Source organism: Marinicella sediminis, from assembly GCF_002000055.1.
GTDB classification, from domain to species: domain Bacteria; phylum Pseudomonadota; class Gammaproteobacteria; order Xanthomonadales; family Marinicellaceae; genus Marinicella; species Marinicella sediminis.
In genome coordinates this window covers 31,023-57,715 of the sequence record NZ_MVBD01000002.1, presented here as the reverse complement: position 1 = coordinate 57,715, position 26,693 = coordinate 31,023, and the positions used below count along the sequence as shown (strand labels likewise).

The window sequence follows — 26,693 nt, the reverse complement described above, 5'->3', positions numbered from 1 at the left end:
TGTCCATTTTATAAAAATAAAAAAGCGAAATGAAAATTAGGTAACCTGTTAATCATAAATCTTTAACTTCATCATTTCTCGAACTGTAGTTGTAAATGAACCCGGTACAGCTTGATCAAAGTCGAACTGACCAATCATATTTATGTGATCCCATGCAATTACAGATCCTTTTCTAATAGATTCAATTACCATTTCTTTATCTTCTTTTGAATTCAATTTACTGTAGTAATCGGACAAAAAAAGATAATTCCAACAAATTATCAGGTTTTTGATGAGGGTAGTGCACCCAACAACTTTTTGCATCTCATCTGGAGTACCAACATACAGTTTACCTTTTCTTGCATGAAAAACTGCCCCGGAGAGTTTTTGACCCAATTCAACTCTGTTTAATTGCTTTTGAATTGATACTCTTAAAGGTTTGTTGTCAATGTAATTCAATATGAAATTAGACTTGATTAATCTGCCAAACTCCTTCAAAGCCTTGTATAGTTCATTGTCAGGTGAACTCGATGACAAAATTCTGAAAATTTGCGAAGCTGTGTTAACTCTTAATTTTATTGTTGCCATAAGCCGTAAGATGCTATCCCAATTTTTTAGTATTAATTTTTTATTAATTGCTGTTTTTGGTGCTATTGGGTTAGTGGTATTTTTCTGCAAAGACTTAGCTTCAAATCCATATATGGCTTGTTTATGGATGTTTTTAATGCGTGGGGCAAATGAAACATTCAAAAAGTGTAAACCAGCGAAAATTGCCTCTGTATAACCATGAGTATCGGTTGAATGAACACGGCCCTTTATTTTTTCACCTTCACGAAACAACGAGGCCTCTGAGCTCACGATCGAATCCATCATATATGGTGCCTCTCGGTCAGATGAGGTTAATATATTATAGTGATAAAACCTTTGCTGCTCATCCACAGAAGAATTAACATTGATCCCTTGTTCTTTGTCAAAATATTTATATGAGTAATTTGCCAAAAGAGACTCAACTGCTACAACAATTTTTTTACCATCACTGCTGGTATGTATGATTCCATTTTTATTGTTGTACAGAGTGGGCATGGAAAGTTTTTGAATGAATTTGACTACAATCTCATTGGCTTTCTCAACATTTTCAGCTGAAAACCATTTCAAATCTGTGTCACTTAAGTTTTTACTGGATATGCCTTTAGATGATTTTGCCATGGTGTGATGGCCGTAATTGTTTCCTAAGCTCATCAAAGTTGCATATAACAATTTTTTGTCGATAGATTTATTTGCATGCTTATTGGAGGAATGCTTAAATGCTGATGAAAAGTCAGTGTATGAATCTACCTCTGTTATCAATTCATATAAAAGTTTATATTTAGCATCTGTCAAAAGCCCTGGGATGAACTTAGAAGAATCAAAAGCAGCATCAGGATCTTTCAATTTCCAATTGCCATTGGCATTAACTTTCAGGTCTTCATTTTCTCCATCAAGGAATCGTTTGTTAACTTTTTCATAAGATTCAGTCAGTATCTTGCCCATTGATTGTAAAATTTCTTCACCATTTATAAACTTATCCAACCTTGCTGATTTTAGTAGGGTTTCTTTTTTGGTCTCCCAGTCCTTATCAGATATGAGGTATGAATTTATGTGCCTATACTTATATGAGTATTTAAGTGTCAGGTTCTTATTTCTGATAGCCTGCTCAATATGTGTGAACAGAATTATTTTATATTTAGTGATTTTAGGAATGCCATCATCCAGGTCAAAATTAATATGATCATACTTAGTGAAAAACTCTTTTTCGAAATCTTTATTATTGGTATCTAAAGCGAATTTATTGATGGCACTTATTAGAAGAGGGCATGAATGATCTTCATCAAACATCAGTGTTCTTATGAAAGGTGTAATTGACTTTTGAACCCTGTCTGATGCGGCAAATAAATACTCATAGTATTTCTGCCTATTTTCAATATCGCTCAAGTCGTTTTGAAACAACAATACATTATCCTCAAAATCTGGATCTTCACTAATAAAATATGACTCAATGAGATGCCTGGCTTTTTCATTTCTTTCAGCTTCCATGTATGTTTGATCATTTAGAATTTCACCACACCTTCTTAAAACTTCTCTAGTTGATACAGCTGTAAGTGCCACGGCTTGTCCAGATTCAATAGACTCTTGCTCATTGCTTTCAATCTTATTTCGTTGATAGCTTTTAGCTTGATTAGTTTCATATCTAAGTTTTTTTAATGTGGCATCCACTGAAGCATCTTGGCGTAGGAAAAACTGATCCTGAATGAATGCAGATAAATGAAGTTTAAGTTTAGTTTTATTTTTTAATCTCTTTATTTGGTTCAAATCTGAAGTGTATATCCAGTCAGCAAAGTTTTTTATGCCTTTAGTGGATAGGTCCAATCCATCCAAAAGGGGTTTAATTTCTATGAATGAGGTTTTAAATAAATTAAGAATATCGGCGTTTTTATTTAATTTGGTTTTAGTTTCTCCTTGATTTATTTTTTTTAGTTCAGTAAATGAATCTGTTACATCATTTTGTTCCAATAGATCAGTTAATACTCTTTTCTGATTAACAGAAACGTTTTGATCAAACCTTTCCATAATTTGAGTTTCATATTTCAGAAATGAATCATTAACAATTGATGCAAGTTTGTTGTATCCCGGTATTTCTATTCGCGATTCCCAACAAAAATCGTATAGCGCTTTAAATGCTTCTGTCTTAGACTTCACATGGTCAACTTGAATTAATGCATGACTTTTTAAGATGGTTTCATCATCTTTTGTGTACTTACTCCATCCATATGCATCGAGAATCATCTCTCTATGCTTTACTGCAGTCTCAAAGGCATAATCATTTAAATCCAGTGTTTTCGACAATCTCAGTTCTTTATGAGCTTTTTTAATATCTTTTGGTCTTGACTGAAGTTTGTTTGAGTCAAAAAACATTCCCCTTGAGCCAAAATATGCCCACTGCATGAGGAATCCAAGCTTGTTTATATCGGACTTTAATTTATGAATGATTGGTTGATTTTTGTAATTGACAGCAATTAATGTATTGCGAGCTGGCTTTGAAAACTTGGGAACTTCCTTAAATGCTCGCTCGCGTGATTTTGATAGGATTTTTGGTGATGACATGGTATATTATAAATAAGAATGAGTTTTCAAAAAATTGATTCCTGCTCAATTTTTAGCCGTTTTTGAAACCACATATTACAGTATACTTAGCTCCAGAGGGGCACTTTTTGTAGTGTACACTACAATTTCAACCATCAAATCACCTATGAAAATTATTTTCAATTAACCATTTTGTAGTGTACACAACATTATGATATGTGCACATTTTGTATACCAAATCAGTGTACAATACAATTTGATGACCTCATTAAATAAACCAATGTGATGGAACCAACTTCAGAGTTATATGAATCTTTGCAAATTGCTTATGAGCATTTCAATAAGAAGTTATTTGACTCTAAATTAGTTAAAGTCATTTTCACTGTGCAGAGAAAAAAAGGTGTAATGGGCTACTTTGCCCCTGAACGCTGGGGAAGCTTAACTGGTAAGAAGTGTCATGAAATTGCCATAAACCCTTCCTACCTTGCAAATGCAAGACTAATCGAAGTTATGCAAACATTGGTTCATGAAATGGTTCATTGTTGGCAATTTTGTTATGGGGATCCTGGAAGAAAGTTTTATCATAATAAACAGTGGGCCAATAAAATGATGGACGTAGGTCTTATGCCATCATCCACAGGTCGGCCAGGGGGCAAAATCACTGGTCAACATATGAGCGACTATATTATTGAAGGTGGTGAATTCTTAAAAGCATTTAAGATTTTGGAAAAAAAGAAAAAATTCCAACTTAAGTGGATAGATTTAATGTCTCTACCAAGGCTTTTCGACCCAATAATCGCAAACCCCAATCAGTCAAATCAACCAGTCAAACCAGCACCAAATGTATCTGCTTTTTTAGCTAATAATCCAGAAATAGAAGATTTTGAAGAAACTAAGTTAATTCAATATCAGTTGGATGAGGGCGAAACATCATTTTCTGAAATGCTTCCGGAAAATTTTATCATACAACATAAGCCTGTTCGCAGTACAAGAGTTAAGTATGTATGTCATGGATGTGATTCAAAAGTTTATGGTAAATCAAATTTAAATATCAGATGTGAGGATTGCAATATATTGTTTATTGCGGAATAAATGAATTAGACTATTTCAATGTCATTTAGTATGACATTCATTGGCACAGTATAAATAACCTCAAGCCAAAAATTTTACTTGCTTAAAAACATTGCACAATCAATTTATTGCATCAAAGAAATTTGAGAATCACCAAGTCTTTATTATAATTAAAGGCCTTGTGCCGGACCTACTAAAGTTGTAACTACCGCTGTTACTGTCATAACTATTATAGCAACCAAACCTTCAACTCCTATAGAACGCTTGAGTTTTAAGTCATTTTGTTTTTCCAGTAGCTTTGGCACTATAATCAATTTATGCCAAGCTGCCAGCAATAACATACCAGTCACTAAAGTCAATTTAAATAGAATCAGCTGGCCATAACCGGTAGTAAATATGTGTTCAAAGGAATCAATAAATTGGAACAACAAGATGACACCACAAACCAATAAAACCAGCACTATTCCAACTGCTACACGTCCGAACTCAAACATTAGATCTTTAACATCTGATGGGTTCAAGAAGTGACTGGATTTATAAAGCGGCCATAATGATCCAATCCAAAGTGCCATCGCTGTGACATGCATACCAAGTATGAACTGTATCAACCAACCTGAGTTCACAGAATGGCCAGTGAGTACAAAGCTGAATGTAATCATCAATACTGCAACTACACTGATTAAGCCCCAGCTGATACTGAGCTTTGAAAATGATTGTCGGTTAAACAAAATAACAATAAGAGCCAGAATATAGCCTGTGGTCCTGAGCCAGGTTTGAGTGCCTATAGCTGATTGCCAAACGATGTTTATCATCAAGCCATCAATTAAGCCCTGCCAACCAGTATCAGAAAGTGCAGCTGCTTCAACCGGCAAGTGTAGCAGAGTAAAAACCAATCCAACACCAGCCCAAATTATTTGCCAACTTCTGATGACTTTTAGGTAATTAACTTGCTCAATTGTGTAATTGCTTGATTTTAGAGCCAGTAGGGTCTGAATGGTTAAACCACCAGCTAAAGCAGCCACAGACAAGTAACTGACGAATTTAAAAACGACCAATACAATTGACCAATATGAATATTCCATTCTTTTAAATCCCCGCCTTAGAAATTAATAATTAATCGTGGTTTTAATTGTTGTCATGCTCTGGATGTGATTCTTTGTCTTCGTGAGTGCTTTTGCCTGATTCACACTCACTGAGAGTAAAGTTAAATGTGCCTGACATTTTGTGACCATCAAGACCAAGAACAGTCCAACTAACCGTATATTCACCGGCTTTTAACTTTGGCAAAGTGTGATTGAATTGAGCAGAAGCATTGGCTGATGCTTTGAACTCATGGTCAACATCTTCACCAGCAGCGTTTTGCAGCTGTAGTTTAACTAACCTCACTTCATTGCTGAATGTTAAGTTGAGCTGCTCGGGAGAGTTGTAAAGGACTTCACTTGCACTTGGGCTCGTAGATTTTAAGCCAACGTGAGCTGAGGCCGTGATTGCCATAAACAAACTGGCAATGAATATTAGAATTCGTGTTTTTTTCATGTTAGTAACCTCAAAAATATTAATGTGTTTAAAAGATAATGTTATTAAAACCAAAACCTGATGCCGGCGACAACTTTGGTATCACGGCTCTCGTTGCCTTGTAGCTTGGCAAGATCAGCTGTTTTCCCATATTGATTGACCCATTCGACACCCAAATAAGGCGCAAATTGTCTACTGAATTCATACCTCATTCTGAAACCCAATGCTGAACTTGAAAGTCCGCTACCTAGATCATTTTGTAAGTCATCTTTACCATACAGACTGAGCTCAGCACGAGGTTGAAAAATCAGCTTTTGAGTCAGCAACAGCTCGTATTCAGCTTCAACTGTCAATGCTGTGTTGCCACCTTCACCCACATAGCCAGTCATATCAAGCTCAAACCAATAGGGCGCTAAACCTTGTAGGCCAAAGGCCAGCCATTGGCGGTTCTTTCCTTCGTCATAAGTATCTAGGCGGACACCCAGTTGTGTGTCCCAAAAGGCTGTGATCGCATGTCCCCATAAAATATCCGTTTGGTTTTCCTCAAATTCACCTTCAGTGATTTCGCCTTCTGTTTTCACCACCAATCGGTCATAAGTGGTGCCATACCATCCTTGAAAATCATAGGTAATGGTATTGGCGCTGTCATCAAACTCAAGACGGTCACCTAAGAATGCTGAAAAAGGGTGTTCATCGGCCAGTTTGAGCCGATGTTCTTTGGGTAATGCATAAGGACCTTCTGTTAAAGTGTAGCCATTTGAATATGCATGGGGATCACGTGCATCGGCCGGTGCTTCACCACCTTGCATTTGCATCTGATCATGTTGCATGCCTGACATGTCTGAATCATTGCCAGACATGTCACTGTGATTCATGCCTTCATGGCTCATATCTTTTTGTGTCATGCTTTCATTATTCTTGTCCTCATGTTTCATGTTTTCATGATCCATGCCTTCGTGTTTCATGTCACCATGATTCATAGCTTGGTTTTTAGCTGGACCTGCAATGACTGGTTTTGTAGTTGCAGTAGTTCGATGATTGCTGTGCTGAACTTTTATCTTAGACCATGCAGTTTGTGTACCCAATATCAGCAGCATGGAAACCAACAAGGGATTGGTTTTTAAGGTTTTAATTGATTTATTCATGATACGATCACCTCACGGAACATACCTGCATCCATATGAAACAACAAGTGGCAATGCCATGCCCATCGGCCCACATCATGCGGTGTGGTTAAAAAGCTGATTCTTTGTGCGGGCTGTACCGGTATGGTGTGTCGACGCACTTGAACTTGGCCTTGTTCATTTTCAAGGTCACTCCACATACCATGTAAATGCATGGGATGGGTCATCATGGTGTCATTTTGTAAAATAACCCGAACCCTTTGATGGTGCTTCATATGTACCGGTGTGCTTTTACCAAATTCAAGTCCATCAATTGACCAGCTGTAGCGTTCCATATTGCCGGTTAAGTGCAATTCAATTTCAGCTTCAGGTGACTGCTGATTGACCACGCCATCAATAGAGTGTAAATCTGCCAAGGTCAGTACTTTTCTGCCGTTGTTACGTAAACCAACTCCAGGGTCATCTAAATTGGTTCTGGGCATATCAACACGCATGTCAACAGATGGCCCATATTCTGTACTGGCATGTCGTACTTCATTGCTGGCTCGACTGAGTGGGTTTTGCCCCATGTTGTGTTGTTGGTGGTCCATAGACATACCACCATGCATTGAACTGCCATGGTTCATGCCACTGTGATCCATTTTTTGACCGTTCATGTCCTTACCACCCATGGCCATCGCTGTACCAGCACCATGGGTCATATTACCCATCATATCTTTCATAGCCAACCACTCCACTGGGTCGGTTTCAGGCACGGGCGCTACAACTTCATGATTTATGGCTAAAGTGCCTCTTGCGTAACCGCTGCGATCCATGCTTTGAGCAAACAAGGTATAAGCATCGCCTTTGGGCTCGATCAAAACATCGTAAGTTTCACCAGGGCCAAAACGAAACTCATCAACCCACACTAGTTTCACATTTTGGCCATCGGCTTGAACCACCGACATTTGCAATTCTGGAATGCGAACATCAAAAAACGTGTTGCTTGAGCCGTTGATAAATCGCAATCGAACCCGTTCACCTGCTTTATATAAACCACGCCAATTGGTTGCAGGATTACTGCCATTGAGTAAAAAGGTCAAAGTGGCATCAGATAAATCAGCCAGATCGGTTGGACTCATGCGCATTTGATTCCACATTTCTCGACGGCTCAGCGCTTTGTCTATACCCTTTTTCTCAACATCATTGGCAAAACTTTGGATGGTCGGTTGATTGTAATTGTAATAATCTCCTTGAACTTTCAGTTTAGCGAATACATCCATAGGCTTTTCATCGGTCCAATCAGACAACTGAACGACATATTCACGATCAGCCACTATGCTTTCAGTAGCTCGAGGTTCAATGATCAATGCCCCATACATGCCAGTCATTTCTTGAAAACCACTGTGAGAATGGTACCAATAAGTACCGCTTTGATGAAGCGTAAATTTATAAGTGAATGTTTCACCCGGCATGATGCCTTTGAAACTGAGTCCAGGAACACCGTCCATTTGGTAAGGCAGAATTATGCCATGCCAATGAATTGAACTTGGAACAGACAAACGATTGGTTACTTTGATGGTGACCTCATCTCCTTCACGCAAACGCAGTGTTGGTGCTGGTATAGACTTATTAATGGTTGTTGCCATGCGAGTGACACCTGTAAAATTAACTGGTGACTCTGCAATTTCAAGTTCAATCACATCACCGCTTAATTCAGGTGCAGCTCCAGTTAATGTGCCTAATTCAGCTGCCATAGCAGCATTCAATAAATTAGGAGCAGCTGCTAAAACACCACCTGCGACCAGCCCTTGAACGAACCTGCGACGCTTAAGCATCGCGGGAAAATAATGGTTGTAATGAGTCATCACTTCTCAAAATAATATAAAAAATCCATTGTACAGTTTTGGTGGTGACCAGTAGATGACTCAAAGATGACAACTTTGTAATCTGTTTATCATCTTGTTGTTGGTGGTTATGCGATAGAATTGTTTATTCTGGTGTTTAATTGGATTAGAAGTGCGTTTATTGATTGTCGAAGACGAAGTGAAAACAGGTGACTATTTGAAGCAAGGTTTGTCTGAAGCTGGTTTCATGGTCTCACTGGTCAGAAATGGCTTGGATGGACATCATCTGGCCATGACTGAAACATTTGATCTTATATTACTAGATGTTATGTTGCCTGATATTTCCGGATGGCGCATTGTCAAAGCATTGCGTGATGCCAATAATTCAACACCTATCTTGTTCTTGTCAGCGCGTGACAGTGTTGAGGATCGGGTTAAGGGCCTTGAATTAGGAGCTGATGATTATTTAATCAAACCTTTTGCATTTTCTGAAGTATTGGCTCGAGTCAGAACACTGTTGCGACGTGGGGATGCCAGTGTTGATATGGGTCAACTTGAAGTGGCAGATTTACAACTGGATAATCGCAAAAGAAAAGTCATCAGGGCAGGGCGTCGCATTGCGTTGAGTAATCAAGAATTTAATTTGCTTGAGTTACTGATGCGAAGAGTGGGAGAGGTTCTACCACGCTCACTGATTGCATCAGAAGTGTGGGACATGAATTTTGACAGTGACACCAATGTCATCGATGTGGCCATCAGACGTTTGCGAATGAAAATTGATGATGATTTCCCAAATAAACTGATACATACCGTCAGAGGAATGGGCTACAAATTAGAGGCAGATGATGTCGAATAGAAAGTTAAGACTTCGCCCTATGTCCATAACTTGGAGGGTATTAATGTTCGTGGCATTAACTGTCACGATTTGCTTGAGCTTGATGGCAAGTTTGTTAAATAGTTCGATCAACCACCACTTCTTACAACAGGACGCTGGTGAACTTGAAGTGATGACACATGCCATTGAACACCAACTTCAAGGTAACTTTATCAGTAATGATGAGCTGGCGGTCGAATTAGAAAAAGCAGTTTCAGGTCATCATGGTGTTTATTATCAAGTTCATACAATTGATGGTGCCAATATTTACAGCAACTCTCAATATGACTTCTCAACCTCAGCAGCATCGGCTCAAATGGCTGATAAATTTGAGATTGATAACATCCAGTTGTGGGAATTAGGTGGTAAAACATTTCGTGGGTTGGTGACGGGCGTCGAAGTATCCGGTGTGGCTTATAAAGTCACTACAGCCATAGATATAGGGTTTCATTTAACTTTTCTTGAAGAGTTTAAATACAGCTTATGGACTATCATGACTGGCTCTTGTTTATTGACTTTACTTGCTGCTTGGTTAGCTATTTATCAAGGGCTAAGACCTTTGCGTGGATTAAGCCATGATGTTGAAGACATTCAAACCAATAAAATGAATGTCAGACTTGATACAGGCAAAGTACCAAAAGAGTTGATTGATTTGGTTCAATCCTTCAATCAAATGTTAGACAGGTTAGAAGAGGGCTTTTCTCGTTTGGCTCATTTTTCAACCGATATAGCGCACGAACTCAGAACGCCTCTGACCAACATCATCACCCAAACTCAAGTCAATTTATCCAGACCCAGAGAAAGTGATAAATACCAAGAAATGTTGTTTTCTAATTTAGAAGAGCTTGAGCAATTAAGTAAAATGGTCAATGACATGCTTGGTATCGCTAAAGCCAGTAATGGTTTAATTAAACCGAATAAACAACTTTTAAATACCGCTAATGAGATACAAGCCTTGTTTGATTTTTTTGATGCGTTTGCAGATGAAGCGGATATTACTTTACAAACCACTGGATCGACTCTGGAGATATATTGCGATCAATTACACCTGCGTCAATCATTATCAAACTTACTTTCTAACGCCATCAGGCATGCACCAAAGGGTTCAACAGTCACAATTGACTGCCATGAGTCGGTTGAAAAAACAGCCAACATTTCAGTTATAAACCCTGGGCAACCCATTCCAGAGGCATCTCTGCCTTATGTGTTTGACCGATTTTACCGAGTGGATAAATCCAGAAAAAAACACAGCAAGGGTACTGGGCTTGGATTGGGGCTGGCCATAGCCAAAGCAATGATTGAAGCCAATGGTGGCCGATTAAGTGTCACATCTGATCAACATAAGACCCAATTTACCATCAATATTCCACTGGCAGTCAAAGACTGACCTGTGGGTTGTTTTTATTTTTTAATTTATCTAGGAGATAATCAATGCAAAAAGCCATCGATATAAAGTTGATTTCAAAGAAAAATATTTTTCTACTCATGGCAATATCACTTTTATTTTTCATAACAGCATGCAGTGCCTCAGACACTGACAAAACCAAAGATAACAATCACATGGCTGAATTAAAAGTATTCAAAAGCCCAACTTGTGGTTGTTGCAGTAAATGGATGGATCACATGAATGCCAGTGGTTTTTCAACGACGTCAAATGACTCACAGACACTTTCTTTGATCAAAGATAAATATGGTGTACCTAAAAACCACAGGTCTTGTCATACCGGTGTTACTGAAGATGGGTTTGTTTTTGAGGGTCATATTCCCGCCAAATACATTGAACAATTTCTCAATCAAAAACCAGAAGGTCAATTAGGCTTGGTGGTGCCAGGAATGCCTGTAGGAAGTCCAGGTATGGAATATCAAGATAAGTTTAACCCTTATACCATCATGGCATTCGATAAGGATGGTGCGCTGACTCCTTTCACTGAGGTCTTATCCTATGAACAACAGTTCGGTTCAACTGCAAATGAATGATACTTGCTGATTCGTTTTTAATAATAGGCGGCAATGACTGTATTTAGGTTATTGCCCTGATACATAACCGAGAAAATTTAATTTAAACCAAGGAAAATATATGAAAACCACAATTTTTAAATCGCTTTTTATCACCTTGTTAATCATGCAATCAGTATCAGTATTTAGTCACAGTAACAAACATGAAGAACCTAAAGATCCAATGTTTTCAGGCCTTGATTCTGACGCTGCAGAAGTAGTCATTCAATTTCGCGATGCTTTAAAGGCTGGAAACGCTGAAATTGTCAATTCAGTATTGAGTAAAGATGTGCTGATATATGAATCTGGAAATGCAGAGAGGTCATCTCTTCAATACGTTTCTGGGCACATGCTGTCAGACATGAAATACCTGGCATCTATTGATTCTGAGATTATTGAGCATCAAGTTAAAATCAGTGGCGATGTGGCCATTTCAACTTCCCAGTCAAAAAATATCAGCACCAAAGATGGCAAAACCACAGAGCGTATTTCTATGGAGACAATTGTCGTTTCAAAAGTTAAAGGTCAATGGTTGATAACTCATATTCACTGGTCATAAAACAAAGAGGAAAAAATCATGTTAAACAAAATAATTTTAGTACAACTTTTATTCATCAGTTCGCTGGACTTAGCCAGTGATAATGACCTGGCAATTAAAACCATCATCAATGACATCAAAACAGGTTGGGAAACCGGCAGTGGAGAACCATTCAGAAAAAACTTCTTGGATTTTGATGGGGCCAGATACTTTGAATCTGGTGGACAGAATGAAGGGCTTGATGACCTCATCAATCATCATGTAGAGCCTGAGAAAGATGCCTTAACTTTTTTATCACTGGAATTCTCAGGTATTGAAATTAATTATGAGAAAGATTTCGCTTGGGCTGTAGCTAACACACGTGTCAAAGGTGAGGTCAGAAAAAGTGAGAAAAAATTTGATAAAGCGGGTTATCAAACATTTCTATTCAGAAAAATAGATGACCAATGGAAAGTGGTACATACGCATTCATCATCACGAGATTACAACCCTGAAAAGCATTCACACTAATTATTTCAACATCAGGTCTTGACCTATGTGTTACACACAGGAGTATGCTTAATAAATTTGTGATGAGAGAGCTATGAAAGTAAGTGAATTGGCAAAATATTTGAACACAACTGCTGAGACTGTCCGTCATTACACACGGATAGGTTTTTTAAAACCAGCAGTAAATAAGTTCAATGGTTACAAAAATTATAGTGACAAAGAACAACACAGGTTGTCATTTATTTTGAGTGCCAGACAGCTTGGTTTCACGGTCAAAGACATTCGGTTGATTCTCAATAAATCAGACAATGGCAAAACACCATGTCCCATTGTCAGAGAAATCATTGAACATCGAATAAAAGAATCAAACATCCTGTTTGAAAAAGCATTGGCTTTGAAAACAAAAATGGAGGCTGCCATGAATAAGTGGAAGAAAGAACCAGACAAAGCGCCAACAGGGTCAATGATTTGTCATTTAATTGAGAACTTTGATGAATAAAGATAAAACAATTATATCGGATGGTAAATCTATGAAAGACCCAGTATGTGGCATGCAAGTAACTGAACATTCAGACTTTCATTTTAACCATGAAAGTGAAGACCATTATTTCTGCAGTGAACATTGTCTCAATAAGTTTAAAGACACACCTGAAAAATACCTTAAAAAAGATTGCTGTGGTCATTGTGAAACACCCACAGAAAATCAAGCTAAAGATGAGTCAAAACCAGGGGCAATATACATGTGTCCTATGCATCCTGAAGTTGAGCAGATTGGGCCTGGAAGTTGTCCCAAATGTGGCATGGCTTTGGAGCCTAAAGAAGTGTCCTTGCCAGTCACTGAAACTAAATATACCTGTCCCATGCACCCGGAAATAATTCAGGACGAGCCAGGAGATTGTCCTATTTGTGGTATGTCACTAGAACCGACTGCCATAACACTAGAGGAAGATGACCATGAATTGGTGGACATGAGTCGCCGATTTAAAATCAGCACAGTGCTGGCAATTCCAGTCTTTTTTCTGGCTATGGTGGGTGATTTTTTACCGCAGTTAATGCCTGAATGGTTAACCCCTAGAATTTCACAATGGATACAGTTTGTCTTAGCGACTCCTGTGGTTTGGTGGGGAGGTTGGCCATTTTTCACCAAGGCCATTGCTTCAGTAAAAAACAAAAGTCTCAATATGTTTTCTTTGATTGGACTGGGTGTTTCAGTTGCATGGGTCTACAGTGTGGTGGCGTTATTGATACCAAGCCAATTCCCACAAACAATGCAACACGATGGTTTGGTGATGGTTTATTTCGAAGCTGCAGCCGTTATTACTGCTCTGGTGCTACTGGGTCAAGTTCTTGAGCTCAGGGCACGTTCACAAACCAATACTGCGATTAAACTTTTACTTGGTCTAGCGCCCAATACCGCCAGGGTCATCAATGAAAAAGGTGAGGAAGTAGACATTCCACTTGAACAGGTCAAAGTGGGTGATCACTTGCGCATCAGACCTGGTGAAAAGATACCTGTAGATGGACAAGTTATATCTGGTACCAGTTCAGTAGATGAATCAATGGTAACAGGCGAACCCATGCCCGTCAGTAAAAATACCGGCGATCACTTGATTGGCGCCACCGTGAATAGTTTAAGTTCAATGGTGATGAGGGCTGAAAAAATTGGGGCTGACACATTGCTTTCTCAAATAGTCAAAATGGTATCAGAGGCTCAAAGGTCACGTGCCCCAATTCAAAAGATGGCTGATACGGTTGCTGGATATTTTGTGCCGATTGTTATCTTCATCGCAATAGCCGCTTTTGCTGCATGGTATGCCATTGGTCCAGAGCCTAAACTGGCTCATGCCACCATAAATTTTGTGGCTGTGCTGATCATTGCATGTCCATGTGCCTTGGGTCTAGCGACACCCATATCAATCATGGTTGGAACGGGCAGAGGTGCTCTGGAGGGCGTACTGATAAAAAATGCCGAGTCTTTAGAGATATTGGAAAAAGTAGATACTTTGGTGGTTGATAAAACCGGTACTTTAACCATGGGTAAACCCAAACTCATAAAAATATTGGCCAATGAAGGTTTCACAGAAGATGAAATACTGACGTTGGTTGGATCTGTTGAAGTTCAAAGTGAACACCCATTGGCAGAGGCAATAGTAGAAGGTGCCAAAGATAAAAATATTAAATTTGTTGATGTTGAAAATTTCACATCAGTCACTGGAAAAGGCGTTTCAGCGGAAGTTAATGGCAAGAAGCTGGCACTTGGAAACAGTAAAATGATGCAACAAGCCAATACCGAAATCACAGCATTCTTCAAACAAGCAGATGAACTTCGAGCAGAAGGGCAAACGGTGATGTTGTTTTCTGTAGATCAACAACCGACTGGCCTGATTGTAGTTGCAGATCCCATCAAAGAAACAACGCCTGATGCCATTTCGATGTTGCATAAGCTAGGTATCGAAGTTGTTATGCTAACAGGTGACAATGCGACCACAGCTCAAGCTGTGGCCAGCGAACTTTCAATTGATCGAGTAGAGGCTGATGTATTGCCCGATCAAAAAGCCAAAATAGTCAAAGAACTACAAGCACAAGGCAAAACAGTGGCTATGGCAGGAGATGGTATCAACGATGCGCCCGCATTGGCTCAAGCTCAAGTGGGTATAGCCATGGGCACAGGAACTGATGTGGCCATAGAAAGTGCTGGTGTGACTCTGGTTAAAGGTGACCTAACAGGTATAGTCAAAGCCATTAAACTCAGTCGTGGAACCATGAAGAACATCAGACAAAACTTGTTTTTTGCCTTTTTCTACAATGCGCTCGGAGTTCCAGTTGCTGCAGGTGTTTTATATCCGTTTTTCGGTATATTGTTGTCACCAATGATTGCTGCGGCAGCCATGAGTTTTAGTTCAGTATCAGTCATCTTTAATGCACTGAGATTAAAGAAAATAAACTTAAATACAAATTTTTAATTTAATTGGAGAAACTATGAAATACAGCAAATTTTTATTAATGATTTTAACCTCAACATTTATCATGTACCTGGCCATGTACTTGAATAACTATGCGATAGACCATGTGTACTGGAGTGAAACCAGGTTTTACATGTCGATTCTCATGGGAGCCATAATGGCCGTTGTCATGCTGGCGTTTATGCTTGGAAAGTATCCAAGCAAGAAAATAAACACCTCGATATTTATGGTAAGTGTCGTCCTTTTTTCAGGCGCTCTGTATCTTGTAAGGTCACAAACCACCATTGAAGATGTGTCTTGGATGAAAGCCATGATTCCACATCATTCAATTGCTATATTGACCAGCTCAAGAGCCAATTTTTCAGATCCCAGAGTGCAAAAGCTAGCCAATGAAATCATTGCAGCTCAAGAAAGAGAAATCAAAGAAATGAAAGCTTTAATTAAAGATTTGGAGTAGTTAAATCGCATGAGCTTATCAATTCATGCCTGAATAAATTAAGAGTTGCCTACAATTGGAACCTGTTTTTAGGGATATTTATGGCGCATTTTTTATTACTGCTTGCAACCGTGCCTGGGTACATAGTTCAAAATGAATAGTTTCATTAAAGCTTTTCAAAACTTTAGTCATTGGAAAAAACAAAAATGAATAATAATGATCAACTAACAATCGGAAAACTGGCCAAGCTAGCGGGGGTTAATGTTGAAACCATTCGATATTATCAACGAATTGAAATGATTAGAGAACCAACAAAACCTATGTCAGGTTTCAGGCATTATGACGCATCACTGGTAAACACCATAAAATTCATCAAGCGTGCACAACAACTTGGTTTTGTTCTTGCAGAGATTAAAGAACTCTTAAATCTCGGTGAGGGAAATTGTCATGATGTCAAAGAGTTGGCGATTGCTAAAAGACAAAAAATCGTTCATCAATTGAAAGACTTAAACGCCATGAAAAAAGAACTGGATGGTTTAATTGATGCCTGTGAAAAAACAGAGGATACCCCAAACTGTGCTCTGATTGACTCTTTAGCAAAATCACCTTGACTCTGGGGCTAGCTACGGAGTTTAAAATCCACCACTTTTATAAAAGAATGAATCCATGATCTCGAACAAAAGAACCATTCTGACAGCGACATTGGCCGCAATTGGAGCCAGTGCTTGTTGTATTGGTCCACTGCTGTTGCTTAGTTTGGGTATCAGTGGAACATGGATCAGTTCATTAACTGCAATGGAGCCATACAGTCCTATATTTGCTGGGATAACGATTATCTTATTGTGTTGGGCATTTTATAGACTCTATATCACCCCAGAGCAATGTGATGATGGCAAGCTATGTGCTGACAAGAAGGTTTTGCGGAATCAAAGAATTATTTTCTGGATCATTTGTTGTATTCTTATCAGCATGATTACTTTCCAATATTATGCTGAATATATTATTGATTAAATCATCAAGAGGTTAAAAAATGAAACAACTAAAATTATTATTAAGCATGGTTTCCATTAGCATACTGATATTTTCAACCAATGCTTTGGCCAACAACCAAGTAGTCAAACTATCGATTGAAAACATGACTTGTAAGATGTGTGATATTACGGTCAGAAAAGCGTTTGAAAAAGTTGATGGAGTTACAGAAGCTACTGTGGATTATGAGACTAAAACCGCTCAGGTCACATTCAATCCAGAAAAAACCACTACAATAAAAATAGGGGAAGCCTCTACAATGGCTGGATACCCGGCAAAAATAATCAAAGAGTGAATCCATGCAGTCAGAACCCAAGCTTAACTCAACCATCACTTGTCCGCATTGTAATGAATCAAAAGCTGAAACCATGCCTACAGATGCATGCCAATGGTTTTATGAATGTTCATTCTGCAACACAGTGCTTGAACCCAACAAAGGTGATTGCTGTGTATATTGTTCTTTTGGAACTGTTAAATGTCCACCCATCCAGTTAGGTGATTCATGCTGTGGCAGTAGTAAGTGATCAACAATCGCACTCTTGCAATGATTTAATAATGCCACAATCACCAACTTTTTGATTATTCGAGCAGGAGTCAGTAAGTGCTTCTAACTGTGTTTTTAGGTGTCTAAGTTCCTTCATTTTAATTTTAACCATCTTGACTTGATCATTGATGAGCTCGTTCACTTCTTCACATACAGCATTGGGGTTGTCACGGAGTTCATTAATTCGCTTGATGTCACTCAGCGATAGATCCAGGTGGCGACAATGCTTGATAAATTCCAGTTGATCAATGACTTTTGAGTCATATACCCTGAAGTTACCTTCTGTTCTGCCTGCTGATTTAATGAGGTTTTGAGTTTCGTAGTAACGAATGGTTTGAACAGGGAGGTCTGTTTTTTTAGATACTTGCCCGATTTTCATATTTTACTCTTGACTCTATAGTGGCTATAGATATTAAACTGCACGCTTGATAAAAACAAGCACATTCAAATGTCAGATTCTTGCGGTAACAGTTGTAACAATACAGCGCAAAGTACAGATCAAGTCACAAAGGTTCCTGATCATGGGTTGGTCAGTACTTTTGAAGTGACCAAAATGGACTGTCCATCTGAGGAAAGTATGATCCGCATGGCGCTGGAGAATTGTCAGTCTTTAATAGCCATGGACTTTGATATTCCTGGAAGAAGGTTAAAGGTCTACCATGAAAATGGTATCGGTGAAATTCAGCAAAAGTTAACAAATTTGAATCTGGGAGCCAGTCTACTTGAGACCCAACAAATTGATTCTGAAGCGTTAACGGATGCCATCAGTAATGCCAATTTAGAAGACAGTAAAGAATTTAAGGTACTTCTCTGGTTGCTGATTATCAATGCAGTGATGTTTGTTATCGAATTTGTGGTTGGTGTTATTGCTCAATCAACTGGGTTGATTGCAGATTCTTTAGATATGTTTGCTGATGCTGCTGTTTATGCCACTGCAATTTATGCCGTTGGTAAAAGTGATCAGTTGAAACTCAAGGCTGCACACCTATCTGGTTGGTTGCAGGTGTTGTTAGGTTTAGGTGCGTTATTTGAAGTTTTGAGGCGATTCATTTATGGCAGTGACCCAGTTTCAACTCTAATGATTGGAATGGGACTGATTGCTTTAGTGGCCAATGTGACATGCTTAATGTTAATAGCCAAGAAAAAAGATTCCGGTGCCCACATGAAAGCCAGTTGGATATTTTCAGCCAATGATGTTATTGCCAATACAGGTGTAATTTTAGCGGGAGTACTTGTGATGATAACAGGTTCTGCCTTACCAGATATAGTCATTGGTTTAGTCATCGTTGCATTTGTATTAAATGGTGCCAGGCGAATCTTGCAAATCAAGTCCTGAAGCATGGACTGTAACTAACTTGAACAAACTGATAGAATATAGGTCTTAAACAAAAATGACACAAAGACACTTAAATTTAATGCGTTTTAAACCATTCATAATTCTGCTTGTAATGGCTGTATCTTTTCAGTCCATTGCTGCTGTGTCTGATGTTCACCAATCGCACCAATCAGGTGCTGAGCATTTAGAGTTTGAACATGAACATGAAGGTGATACCAATTTAAAGCCTCAAAAAGAATTAAATTCATTTGATTGTCACCATTGTTGTCATTGTCACGGTGGCCATGTCTCATCCATGCTTCCACCATCTTTTAGCTTGGCATATTTAGAATTAAACCAAGACATTTACATTTCCGATTATTCTTTTACGAGTAATCTCGCATCCAGGCTTCTTCGGCCACCCCAAGCTTAAATCTTAATAAAAACACAGTTTGAATTGCACCCACTACATGGGCGTGTATTTCAAATGCATTTTAATTTTTAGATTTAGGAAACTTATCATGACTTACTTTAATAAGAACATGCCATCAGGCGTGTTTAAATGGCGTGGAGCCAATAAATGGTTGTTGATGTTGTTATTAATATCATCAAACCAACTTATTGCCAAAGATATCAACTTGGCAACAGCCATCAATTTGATGCTGAAGGAGAACCCATCACTCAAGATATTTGAGTTGAGAAAGCGCTCACTTGATGGAGCACAGTATACTGCTGGCTTGAACCCGGAAATCGAAATGGGTTTAGAGGCCGAGAACTTTTTAGGAAGCAATCCTTACACAGCTTTTGACCAAAGTGAATTAACCGTCTCTGTTTCATCAGTTATTGAACTGGGAGGAAAAAAAGATGCCCGGAAAAACTTTGCATCAACAAAGTATGGCCTCCTTGATGCGCAAAGGAAAATAAATTCATTGGATCTCATATCAGAGTTAACTGATTCCTTTATTGATGCATTGGCCACACAGGAGCGCATAAAACTTGCTGAAGAATCAGTGCGATTAAGCGAGGACATATATGAATCGGTCAAACGCAAAGCAAAAGCTGGAGCCATCAGTGATGTTGAGGTTAAACGATCATTTGCTTCACTCAAACAAGCACAGTTAACCCTTAAAGGCGAACAAAGTAAACTTGAACGACAAAGTGTCAACTTGAGTTTGTATTGGTCAGAAAAGCAACCTCAGTTCAGTCATTTATCAGGTGAGTTATTTGATTTTGGGGTGGTTAAAGAGATTGGCCAACTCCATCAAAACCTTGAGAAATCAATTCTAATCCAAGCACTAACGATGAACCAGCGATTGGCAGAGTCTACGTTGGCAGTTGTTCAGGCTGAATCCAAAGCAGATGTCAATTGGTCTTTGGGTGTTCGCAGGATTGAAGAAAGCAATGATGCAGCACTGACAGCTGGATTCAGTATTCCGCTTTTCAAAAGAAAAAGAAATAAAGGTGATTTGATGGAGGTTGAGGCCGAAATTGATTCATCCCGTGCTGAACAACAAATTGCTCTGCTTGAATTGTATGGACAGGTCAATGAATTTTATTCATTAAGACAAGCTGCCATCGAAAAATTCAATGTCCTTGAGAATGAAATCATTCCAGCATTAACACATGCGCTTGAATTAACTAAAGAGGCATACCTTGATGGTAGGTATGGCTATCTCGAATATTCTGCTGCCAGGGCTGATTTAATCCAGTCTAAAAAATCATTGATTGATACTGCTCAAAGTATCCTGAATTACGGTGTGCAATTGGAGCGAATTACAGCAGAACCCATTTACAACGATACCGCACAAACCCAAGGAGGTGACTCATGAGGTCAATTCTATTTAAATTCCCCATCATTATCGTATTTTTATCCCTTGCTCTAATTACTCATGCATCAGGTGAGCATGAAGAGCAACAAATGGTCACAATCGATGATCATATAGCAGAAAAATCAATGATAGAAACTACCATTGCCTCATCTGGCATCATTAATGAACAACTCAAAGTATATGGGAAAACAGTTAATGATCCAAGCCAAGTTAGCCACATCAGAGCCAGATTTCCAGGTACAGTGGTCAATGTCAATGTTCAAATTGGTGATACAGTTAAAGTGGGTGACACTTTGGCTTTTGTTGAATCCAATGAGAGTTTGAAAAATTACCCAATCAAAGCGCTGATGCCAGGTGTTGTGGTTGCCAGGCATGCTAATCCCGGAGAAATGGCACTTGATCAAGTTTTATTTACTGTGGCCAATTTTGAAAAAATCTGGGTCGAACTGCAAGTGTTCCCAGGTCAGCTGAATCAAATAAGCAGTGATCAGCAAGTACTTATTTCAGGACTAGATAAGACTGTTACATCCAAAATTGAGCACATCATTTCTTCTCAGGATGAAAGGCCATATTCGATTGCCAGGGTTTTGATTAATAACCAATCTCGTGACTGGACCACTGGTTTGTTGGTATCAGGACAAGTGAGTATAAATACTACTGAAGCTGATTTGGTTGTTCCTACCAAAGCCATACAAACCATTGAGAATGATTCGGTGGTGTTTGTGAAAAGTGGGCAATCTTACTTAGTACATGTGGTCCAGATTGGGCGAACTGATGGACAGTTCACTGAAATTCTATCTGGACTTCACTTGGGTGATGAGTATGTCTCTGAAAATAGTTACTTGATTAAGGCTGATTTAGAAAAATCAGGCGCATCACACGATCACTGAAGGTGGATAAAATGATTGAATCTATTATTAAAGCCTCTATTAACAGGCGCTGGTTGGTCATGGTCGGTGTGTTGTTGTTGATTGGAGCAGGTGTCTGGAATTATCAGAAACTACCAATTGACGCAGTTCCTGATATCACCAATGTACAAGTGCAGATCAATACCGAAGCACCCGGGTTTTCACCGCTTGAATCTGAACAACGGATTACTTACCCAGTCGAAACCGCTTTGGCTGGCATTCCAAAACTTTCCTACACAAGATCACTTTCACGTTATGGGCTTTCTCAAGTCACTGTGGTTTTCGAGGAAGGAACTGATTTGTATTTCGCCAGAAACCTCATCAATGAACGATTAGGGGCCATTAAAAGCGTACTTCCTGTAGGGTTGGAGCCTGAGATGGGCCCAGTAGCCACTGGTCTTGGCGAAATATTCATGTACACCGTTGAAGCCAAAGCAGGATTTCTACAACAGGATGGAACCCCAATCGACTCAACAGAACTACGTGAAATTCAAGACTGGATAATCAAGCCACAACTCTCATTGGTGCCAGGGGTCACTGAAGTCAACAGCATTGGCGGTTACAACAAGCAATACCATGTGAACCCCAGTCCTGAAAAAATGTTGAGCTATGAGATTTCATTTGAGGACATCAGTGATGCACTTGAGTCAAACAATGCCAATGTCGGTGCAGGTTATGTAGAAACCAATGGTCAGCAAATCCTGATCAGATCACCTGGTCAATTAAAAACCATCGGTGACATTGAGAATGTGGTGGTGAAGAACATTGATCATGCACCTATTAAAATCAAGGACATTGCTGAGGTTGGTATTGGTAAGGAACTACGCACCGGTGCTGCCACACAAGGTGGCGAAGAGACAGTTTTAGGTACAGCCATGATGTTGGTCGGTGAAAACTCAAGAGCTGTAGCGCAAGCTGTCGCTCAGAAGATCGATGAGATTAAGAGTACTTTACCGGAAGGGGTTGTGATTGATTCGGTTTATGATCGAACTACCTTGGTTGATAAGGCCATTTGGACAGTACAAAAGAACCTGACTGAAGGGGCTTTGTTGGTCATTGTTATTTTGTTTTTGCTTCTTGGTAACTTCAGGGCAGCTCTGATCACAGCTGCTGTGATTCCACTTGCCATGTTGGCAACCATAAGTGGCATGGTTGAGGCTGGTGTTTCAGCCAATTTAATGAGCTTGGGCGCTTTAGATTTTGGTTTGATTGTTGATGGTGCGGTGATCATCATTGAGAATTCCATTAGAAGGCTCTCTGAGGCACAGAAAGAAAAAGGTCTGCTGCCATTGAAAGAAAGGCTGGAAGTTGTTTTCAGCGCAACCAATGAGGTTATCAGGCCTAGTTTGTTTGGTGTGATCATCATTACTGTCGTTTATATTCCGCTGTTTACCTTAACTGGTGTGGAAGGTAAAATGTTTCACCCCATGGCATCAACTGTGGTGATGGCGCTCTTATCTGCCTTGGTGCTTTCATTTACCTTTATCCCAGCAGCGATTGCCATATTTATGAATGGCAAGGTCAGTGAGAAAGAAAGCTTCATCATTCGTGGTGCAAAATCTATTTATCAACCCTTGTTAAAAGCTGCCATTAAATTACGTTGGTTGGTTTTGGTTGGTGCTTTGGTTTTGGTCAGTTTTGCTGGGTGGTTAGCAACTACACTGGGTTCTGAATTTATCCCTGAACTCAATGAGGGTGATATTGCCATGCATGCAATGAGGATACCAGGTACAGGTTTAGAGCAAGCCATCCAGATGCAAAAAGTATTGGAGGAAAGGATTATAGAATTTCCACAAGTTGCAAAAGTGTTTGCCAAAATTGGTACACCTGAAGTGGCAACCGATCCCATGCCACCTAATGTTGCGGATAATTTCATTATGCTCAATCCCAGAGACCAGTGGCCAGATCCAACTTTGACCCAAGGTGAACTGGTTGAGCAAATTGAAGCCGCTGTGCGTGAATTACCTGGTAATAATTATGAATTCACTCAACCCATCCAGATGCGCTTCAATGAACTTATTTCAGGTGTCAGAGCCGATTTGGGCATTAAGGTGTTTGGTGATGATTTGGATCAGCTGCTCGAATCAAGCAATGAAATACTTGAAGTCATCGAGCAGATCAATGGTGTGGCTGATGCGAGGGTAGAACAAGTGACTGGCCTACCCATGCTTTCGGTGATACCAGATCGAGTGTCTTTATCACGCTATGGCATTAATGTGGCTGATGTTCAACATGTTGTTCAAACTGCCATTGGTGGTCAAGGGGCTGGAACCATATATGAAGGTGACAGGCGATTTGAAATCATGGTTCGATTAGATGAGTCATTGCGGCGTGATTTGAGTCGTTTATCTGAGCTTCCAGTGCCCTTAAATGATGGTAGTTACGTGCCTTTGAGTGAAGTTGCCGAGTTGATTCTGGCACCAGCACCCAATCAGGTCAGTCGTGAAAATGGTAAACGCCGTGTGGTGGTTACTGCCAACGTCAGAGATCGGGACTTAGGTTCATTTGTGGATGAGGCGAAAATCAAAATTGCATCAGATGTCAAGCTACCAGCTGGTTACTGGCTTGATTATGGCGGCACTTTCGAACAGTTGGAATCGGCCAGTCAAAGGCTCTCTATTGTCGTGCCAATCACTTTGATCATTATCTTCGGTTTATTGATCATGGCGTTCAGCTCCTTTAAAGATGCATTGATTATATTCACTGGTGTTCCATTGGCGCTTACCGGTGGGGTGATATCACTGTGGTTAAGGGGCATGCCATTTTCAATTTCAGCAGGAGTAGGGTTTATTGCCTTATCAGGCGTGGCTGTTCTTAATGGTTTAGTGATGCTCTCATTCATCAAAGACTTGTGGGAAAAGACAGGTGACCTATACCATTCGGTGATCAAAGGGGCGATGACACGATTGCGTCCAGTTTTAATGACTGCACTGGTTGCAAGCTTGGGATTTGTACCAATGGCCTTGAATACCGGCACTGGTGCTGAAGTACAACGTCCACTTGCTACAGTTGTTATAGGCGGCATCATTTCATCAACATTATTAACGTTGTTTATCCTGCCCATTTTGTTTGAATGGGTCTCTAAGGATAAAAAAGAAAAGGAGAAAAAAGCATGAGCTCACATGAACATACAGAAAACGACGGTCATGATCACAGTCATGAAAACAGCGGTTACCTGCCGGCAATCATATCACTGGTGTTATTGCTCACTGGCTTAGCCATCGAGCATTTACTAAAGTATACGTTTTTTGAAGGCTGGGTATTAGTTACTTGGTACATTGCAGCTTATTTGCCTGTAGCCCTTCCGGTAATTAAAGAGACCATCGAGGCACTCAAGAAAGGAGAGGTTTTCACAGAGTTCTTCCTCATGAGTGTTGCAACCATTGGGGCCATGTTTATTGAACAATACCCTGAAGGTGTTGCGGTTATGTTGTTTTATGCCATTGGTGAACTATTTCAAAACGCTGCTGTTAATCGAGCTAAGAAGAACATCACAGCTTTGCTCGATGTGAGGCCCAAAACTGCACATGTGCTTATTGATGGTAATTACGAAACAGTAGATCCAGAATCTGTCAAGGTTGGCGATACCATTCAAATTAAGGTCGGTGAGAAAGTACCGCTTGATGGCAAGTTAATTTCTGATAAGGCCAGCTTGAATGCAGCGGCGATAACAGGTGAGAGTAAGCCACAAAGTTTAATAAAAGCTGAAAATGTTCTGGCAGGTTCAATTAATCTTGAGTCAGTAATTGAGGTTGAAGTTGAAAAGCTATACAACGATTCATCTGTTGCCAAAATACTTAATCTGGTACAAAACGCAACTGCTAAAAAAGCCAAGACTGAATTACTTATCAGACGACTCGCTAAAATCTATACGCCAATTGTGGTCTATTTGGCCATTGCAATTTGCATTCTTCCTTACTTCTTTGTTGAAACCTATCAGTTTCAGGACTGGCTTTACAGGGCATTGGTATTCTTAGTGATTTCCTGTCCATGTGCATTGGTGATATCTATACCACTTGGGTACTTTGGTGGGCTTGGAGCAGCATCAAAAAATGGCATTCTATTTAAAGGAGCCACTTTCATGGATACTTTGACACAAGTAAACACTTTAGTCATGGACAAAACAGGAACAGTGACCAAGGGAACATTTAAAGTCAAAGAAATCAATATCTCAAATGATATGGCTGAGGATGAATTCATGAGTTATGTTTTGTCACTGGAGAAAACATCAACCCACCCAATTGCCAAAGCCATCATGCATTATGAAAATGCCGGTGATGTTTCAGATGCCAATGATGTTGATGAAATAGCTGGCAAAGGTCTTAGAGGAATAGTGAAGAACAAGACTGTGTTAGCCGGTAATAAAAAATTACTGGATCAATTTAACATCAAAACACCAGATGAAATTGATTCCATTGTTGATAGCATTGTTCTGGTTGCAATTGATGGTGAATATGCAGGCTTTGTAACCATATCGGATGAATTAAAAGAAGATGCCAATCAAACTATTTTGGCAATCAGGAATTTAGGTATCAATGAAATAGTCATGCTTTCAGGTGATAAAGACTCCATCACTCAAAAGGTTGCAGGTGAATTATCAATCAGTCAAGCCAAGGGTGGCTTACTTCCTGAGGATAAGTTGAACCATGTAGAAAAGCTCAAGGAAGACCCAACTAAGGTCATTGCATTCATGGGTGATGGGATCAACGATGCACCGGTGTTGGCAACCAGTCACTTAGGTATTGCTATGGGTGCCAATGGCAGCGATGTGGCTATTGAAACGGCTGATATGATTATTCAAACAGACCAACCCTCAAAATTTGTTACGGGCTTTAATATCAGTAAATCTACTCAAGGAGTCATCTGGCAGAATATCATTCTGGCATTTGGTGTAAAGGTGCTTGTTTTAATCTTGGGTGCAGCTGGTATGGCTACCTTGTGGCAAGCGGTTTTTGCTGATGTTGGTGTGGCGTTGTTAGCTATCTTAAACGCTGTCAGATTGCAAAAAATGAAGTGGTAGTGTTTTCATTAACAGCAAGCTTCCTTTTGGCGGCTTGCTTATATTTAGTGACAAAAATACTTATACTTTAATTAAGCATTGACTCTATAGTTACTATAGGTATTAAAATTGAAAATAA

At 39.5% G+C, this 26,693-nt stretch carries 25 protein-coding genes; 18 read left to right on the top strand and 7 right to left on the bottom strand.

Features of this window, described 5'->3' with window-relative positions; translation table 11 throughout:
- Nucleotides 1-48 precede the first annotated feature (48 nt).
- Nucleotides 49-3,120 (bottom strand): Tn3 family transposase, encoded by a 3,072-nt coding sequence (locus B0475_RS02855; protein ID WP_077409929.1) that lies wholly within the window; start codon nucleotides 3,118-3,120, stop codon nucleotides 49-51.
- A 264-nt stretch (nucleotides 3,121-3,384) separates the two neighbouring features.
- Between B0475_RS02855 and B0475_RS02850 the strand changes: the two genes are divergently transcribed.
- Entirely contained in the window at nucleotides 3,385-4,191 is an 807-nt protein-coding gene (locus B0475_RS02850) for a SprT-like domain-containing protein (protein ID WP_077409928.1), read from the top strand.
- A 149-nt stretch (nucleotides 4,192-4,340) separates the two neighbouring features.
- Here B0475_RS02850 and B0475_RS02845 read toward each other — a convergent pair whose 3' ends face one another.
- From B0475_RS02845 to B0475_RS02830, 4 genes are read right to left on the bottom strand one after another with little or no spacing between them, the layout of a single operon-like run.
- Nucleotides 4,341-5,252 (bottom strand): copper resistance D family protein, encoded by a 912-nt coding sequence (locus tag B0475_RS02845; protein WP_077409927.1) that lies wholly within the window; start codon nucleotides 5,250-5,252, stop codon nucleotides 4,341-4,343.
- A 43-nt stretch (nucleotides 5,253-5,295) separates the two neighbouring features.
- Nucleotides 5,296-5,706, bottom strand: coding sequence for a copper resistance CopC family protein (locus B0475_RS02840; protein WP_077409926.1), 411 nt, complete (start codon nucleotides 5,704-5,706; stop codon nucleotides 5,296-5,298).
- A 44-nt stretch (nucleotides 5,707-5,750) separates the two neighbouring features.
- The gene (locus B0475_RS02835) at nucleotides 5,751-6,782 is read right to left on the bottom strand and encodes a copper resistance protein B (RefSeq protein ID WP_232781830.1); all 1,032 of its coding nucleotides are present in this window, start codon (nucleotides 6,780-6,782) and stop codon (nucleotides 5,751-5,753) included.
- Between the two features lie 44 nt (nucleotides 6,783-6,826).
- Entirely contained in the window at nucleotides 6,827-8,656 is a 1,830-nt protein-coding gene (locus B0475_RS02830; protein ID WP_077409925.1) for a copper resistance system multicopper oxidase, read from the bottom strand.
- Between the two features lie 151 nt (nucleotides 8,657-8,807).
- Between B0475_RS02830 and B0475_RS02825 the strand changes: the two genes are divergently transcribed.
- From B0475_RS02825 to B0475_RS17955, 12 genes are all read left to right on the top strand, one after another.
- Nucleotides 8,808-9,491: a heavy metal response regulator transcription factor gene (locus B0475_RS02825; protein ID WP_077409924.1), complete on the top strand. Its 684-nt coding sequence runs from the start codon at nucleotides 8,808-8,810 to the stop codon at nucleotides 9,489-9,491.
- Nucleotides 9,478-10,896, top strand: a complete 1,419-nt coding sequence (locus B0475_RS02820) for a heavy metal sensor histidine kinase (protein ID WP_332835495.1) — start codon at nucleotides 9,478-9,480, stop codon at nucleotides 10,894-10,896. The genes B0475_RS02825 and B0475_RS02820 overlap by 14 nt, the downstream gene beginning before the upstream one ends.
- Nucleotides 10,897-10,940: 44 nt before the next feature.
- Nucleotides 10,941-11,486, top strand: a complete 546-nt coding sequence (locus tag B0475_RS02815) for a DUF411 domain-containing protein (RefSeq protein ID WP_077409922.1) — start codon at nucleotides 10,941-10,943, stop codon at nucleotides 11,484-11,486.
- A gap of 100 nt (nucleotides 11,487-11,586) precedes the next feature.
- Entirely contained in the window at nucleotides 11,587-12,063 is a 477-nt protein-coding gene (locus B0475_RS02810) for a YybH family protein (RefSeq protein ID WP_077409921.1), read from the top strand.
- A gap of 18 nt (nucleotides 12,064-12,081) precedes the next feature.
- Nucleotides 12,082-12,552: a YybH family protein gene (locus B0475_RS02805; protein WP_077409920.1), complete on the top strand. Its 471-nt coding sequence runs from the start codon at nucleotides 12,082-12,084 to the stop codon at nucleotides 12,550-12,552.
- Nucleotides 12,553-12,625: 73 nt separating this feature from the next.
- A complete protein-coding gene (locus B0475_RS02800; RefSeq protein ID WP_077409919.1) occupies nucleotides 12,626-13,030 on the top strand; it encodes a MerR family transcriptional regulator in 405 nt (134 codons plus the stop codon).
- A complete protein-coding gene (locus B0475_RS02795; protein ID WP_077409918.1) occupies nucleotides 13,023-15,494 on the top strand; it encodes a heavy metal translocating P-type ATPase in 2,472 nt (823 codons plus the stop codon). The genes B0475_RS02800 and B0475_RS02795 overlap by 8 nt, the downstream gene beginning before the upstream one ends.
- 16 nt (nucleotides 15,495-15,510) lie before the next feature.
- On the top strand, nucleotides 15,511-15,951 hold the full coding sequence (locus B0475_RS02790; RefSeq protein WP_077409917.1) for a DUF305 domain-containing protein: 441 nt from the start codon (nucleotides 15,511-15,513) through the stop codon (nucleotides 15,949-15,951).
- A gap of 185 nt (nucleotides 15,952-16,136) precedes the next feature.
- The gene (locus tag B0475_RS02785; RefSeq protein WP_077409916.1) at nucleotides 16,137-16,541 is read left to right on the top strand and encodes a MerR family DNA-binding protein; all 405 of its coding nucleotides are present in this window, start codon (nucleotides 16,137-16,139) and stop codon (nucleotides 16,539-16,541) included.
- 55 nt (nucleotides 16,542-16,596) lie between these two features.
- The gene (locus B0475_RS18025) at nucleotides 16,597-16,941 is read left to right on the top strand and encodes a mercuric transporter MerT family protein (RefSeq protein ID WP_077409915.1); all 345 of its coding nucleotides are present in this window, start codon (nucleotides 16,597-16,599) and stop codon (nucleotides 16,939-16,941) included.
- 19 nt (nucleotides 16,942-16,960) lie between these two features.
- Entirely contained in the window at nucleotides 16,961-17,254 is a 294-nt protein-coding gene (locus B0475_RS02775; RefSeq protein ID WP_077409914.1) for a cation transporter, read from the top strand.
- Nucleotides 17,255-17,258: 4 nt separating this feature from the next.
- Nucleotides 17,259-17,483, top strand: a complete 225-nt coding sequence (locus B0475_RS17955; RefSeq protein ID WP_077409913.1) for a GDCCVxC domain-containing (seleno)protein — start codon at nucleotides 17,259-17,261, stop codon at nucleotides 17,481-17,483.
- Here the strand turns inward: B0475_RS17955 and B0475_RS02765 are convergent, their stop codons facing one another.
- A complete protein-coding gene (locus tag B0475_RS02765) occupies nucleotides 17,484-17,882 on the bottom strand; it encodes a Cd(II)/Pb(II)-responsive transcriptional regulator (protein ID WP_077409912.1) in 399 nt (132 codons plus the stop codon). It lies immediately after the preceding gene.
- 69 nt (nucleotides 17,883-17,951) lie between these two features.
- Here B0475_RS02765 and B0475_RS02760 point away from each other — a divergent pair, with 69 nt between their 5' ends.
- Nucleotides 17,952-18,839, top strand: coding sequence for a cation transporter (locus tag B0475_RS02760; RefSeq protein ID WP_077409911.1), 888 nt, complete (start codon nucleotides 17,952-17,954; stop codon nucleotides 18,837-18,839).
- A 95-nt stretch (nucleotides 18,840-18,934) separates the two neighbouring features.
- Here B0475_RS02760 and B0475_RS17445 read toward each other — a convergent pair whose 3' ends face one another.
- Nucleotides 18,935-19,147 (bottom strand): hypothetical protein, encoded by a 213-nt coding sequence (locus tag B0475_RS17445; protein ID WP_109862336.1) that lies wholly within the window; start codon nucleotides 19,145-19,147, stop codon nucleotides 18,935-18,937.
- 192 nt (nucleotides 19,148-19,339) lie between these two features.
- Here B0475_RS17445 and B0475_RS02750 point away from each other — a divergent pair, with 192 nt between their 5' ends.
- From B0475_RS02750 to B0475_RS02735, 4 genes are read left to right on the top strand one after another with little or no spacing between them, the layout of a single operon-like run.
- A complete protein-coding gene (locus B0475_RS02750) occupies nucleotides 19,340-20,647 on the top strand; it encodes a TolC family protein (RefSeq protein WP_198538081.1) in 1,308 nt (435 codons plus the stop codon).
- Complete coding sequence (locus B0475_RS02745) at nucleotides 20,644-21,537, top strand: efflux RND transporter periplasmic adaptor subunit (RefSeq protein WP_077409908.1); 894 nt, start codon at nucleotides 20,644-20,646, stop codon at nucleotides 21,535-21,537. The genes B0475_RS02750 and B0475_RS02745 overlap by 4 nt, the downstream gene beginning before the upstream one ends.
- 11 nt (nucleotides 21,538-21,548) lie before the next feature.
- The gene (locus tag B0475_RS02740; protein ID WP_077410607.1) at nucleotides 21,549-24,671 is read left to right on the top strand and encodes an efflux RND transporter permease subunit; all 3,123 of its coding nucleotides are present in this window, start codon (nucleotides 21,549-21,551) and stop codon (nucleotides 24,669-24,671) included.
- On the top strand, nucleotides 24,668-26,575 hold the full coding sequence (locus B0475_RS02735) for a heavy metal translocating P-type ATPase (RefSeq protein ID WP_077409907.1): 1,908 nt from the start codon (nucleotides 24,668-24,670) through the stop codon (nucleotides 26,573-26,575). Before B0475_RS02740 ends, B0475_RS02735 begins: the two co-directional genes overlap by 4 nt.
- The last annotated feature ends 118 nt before the right edge of the window (nucleotides 26,576-26,693 follow it).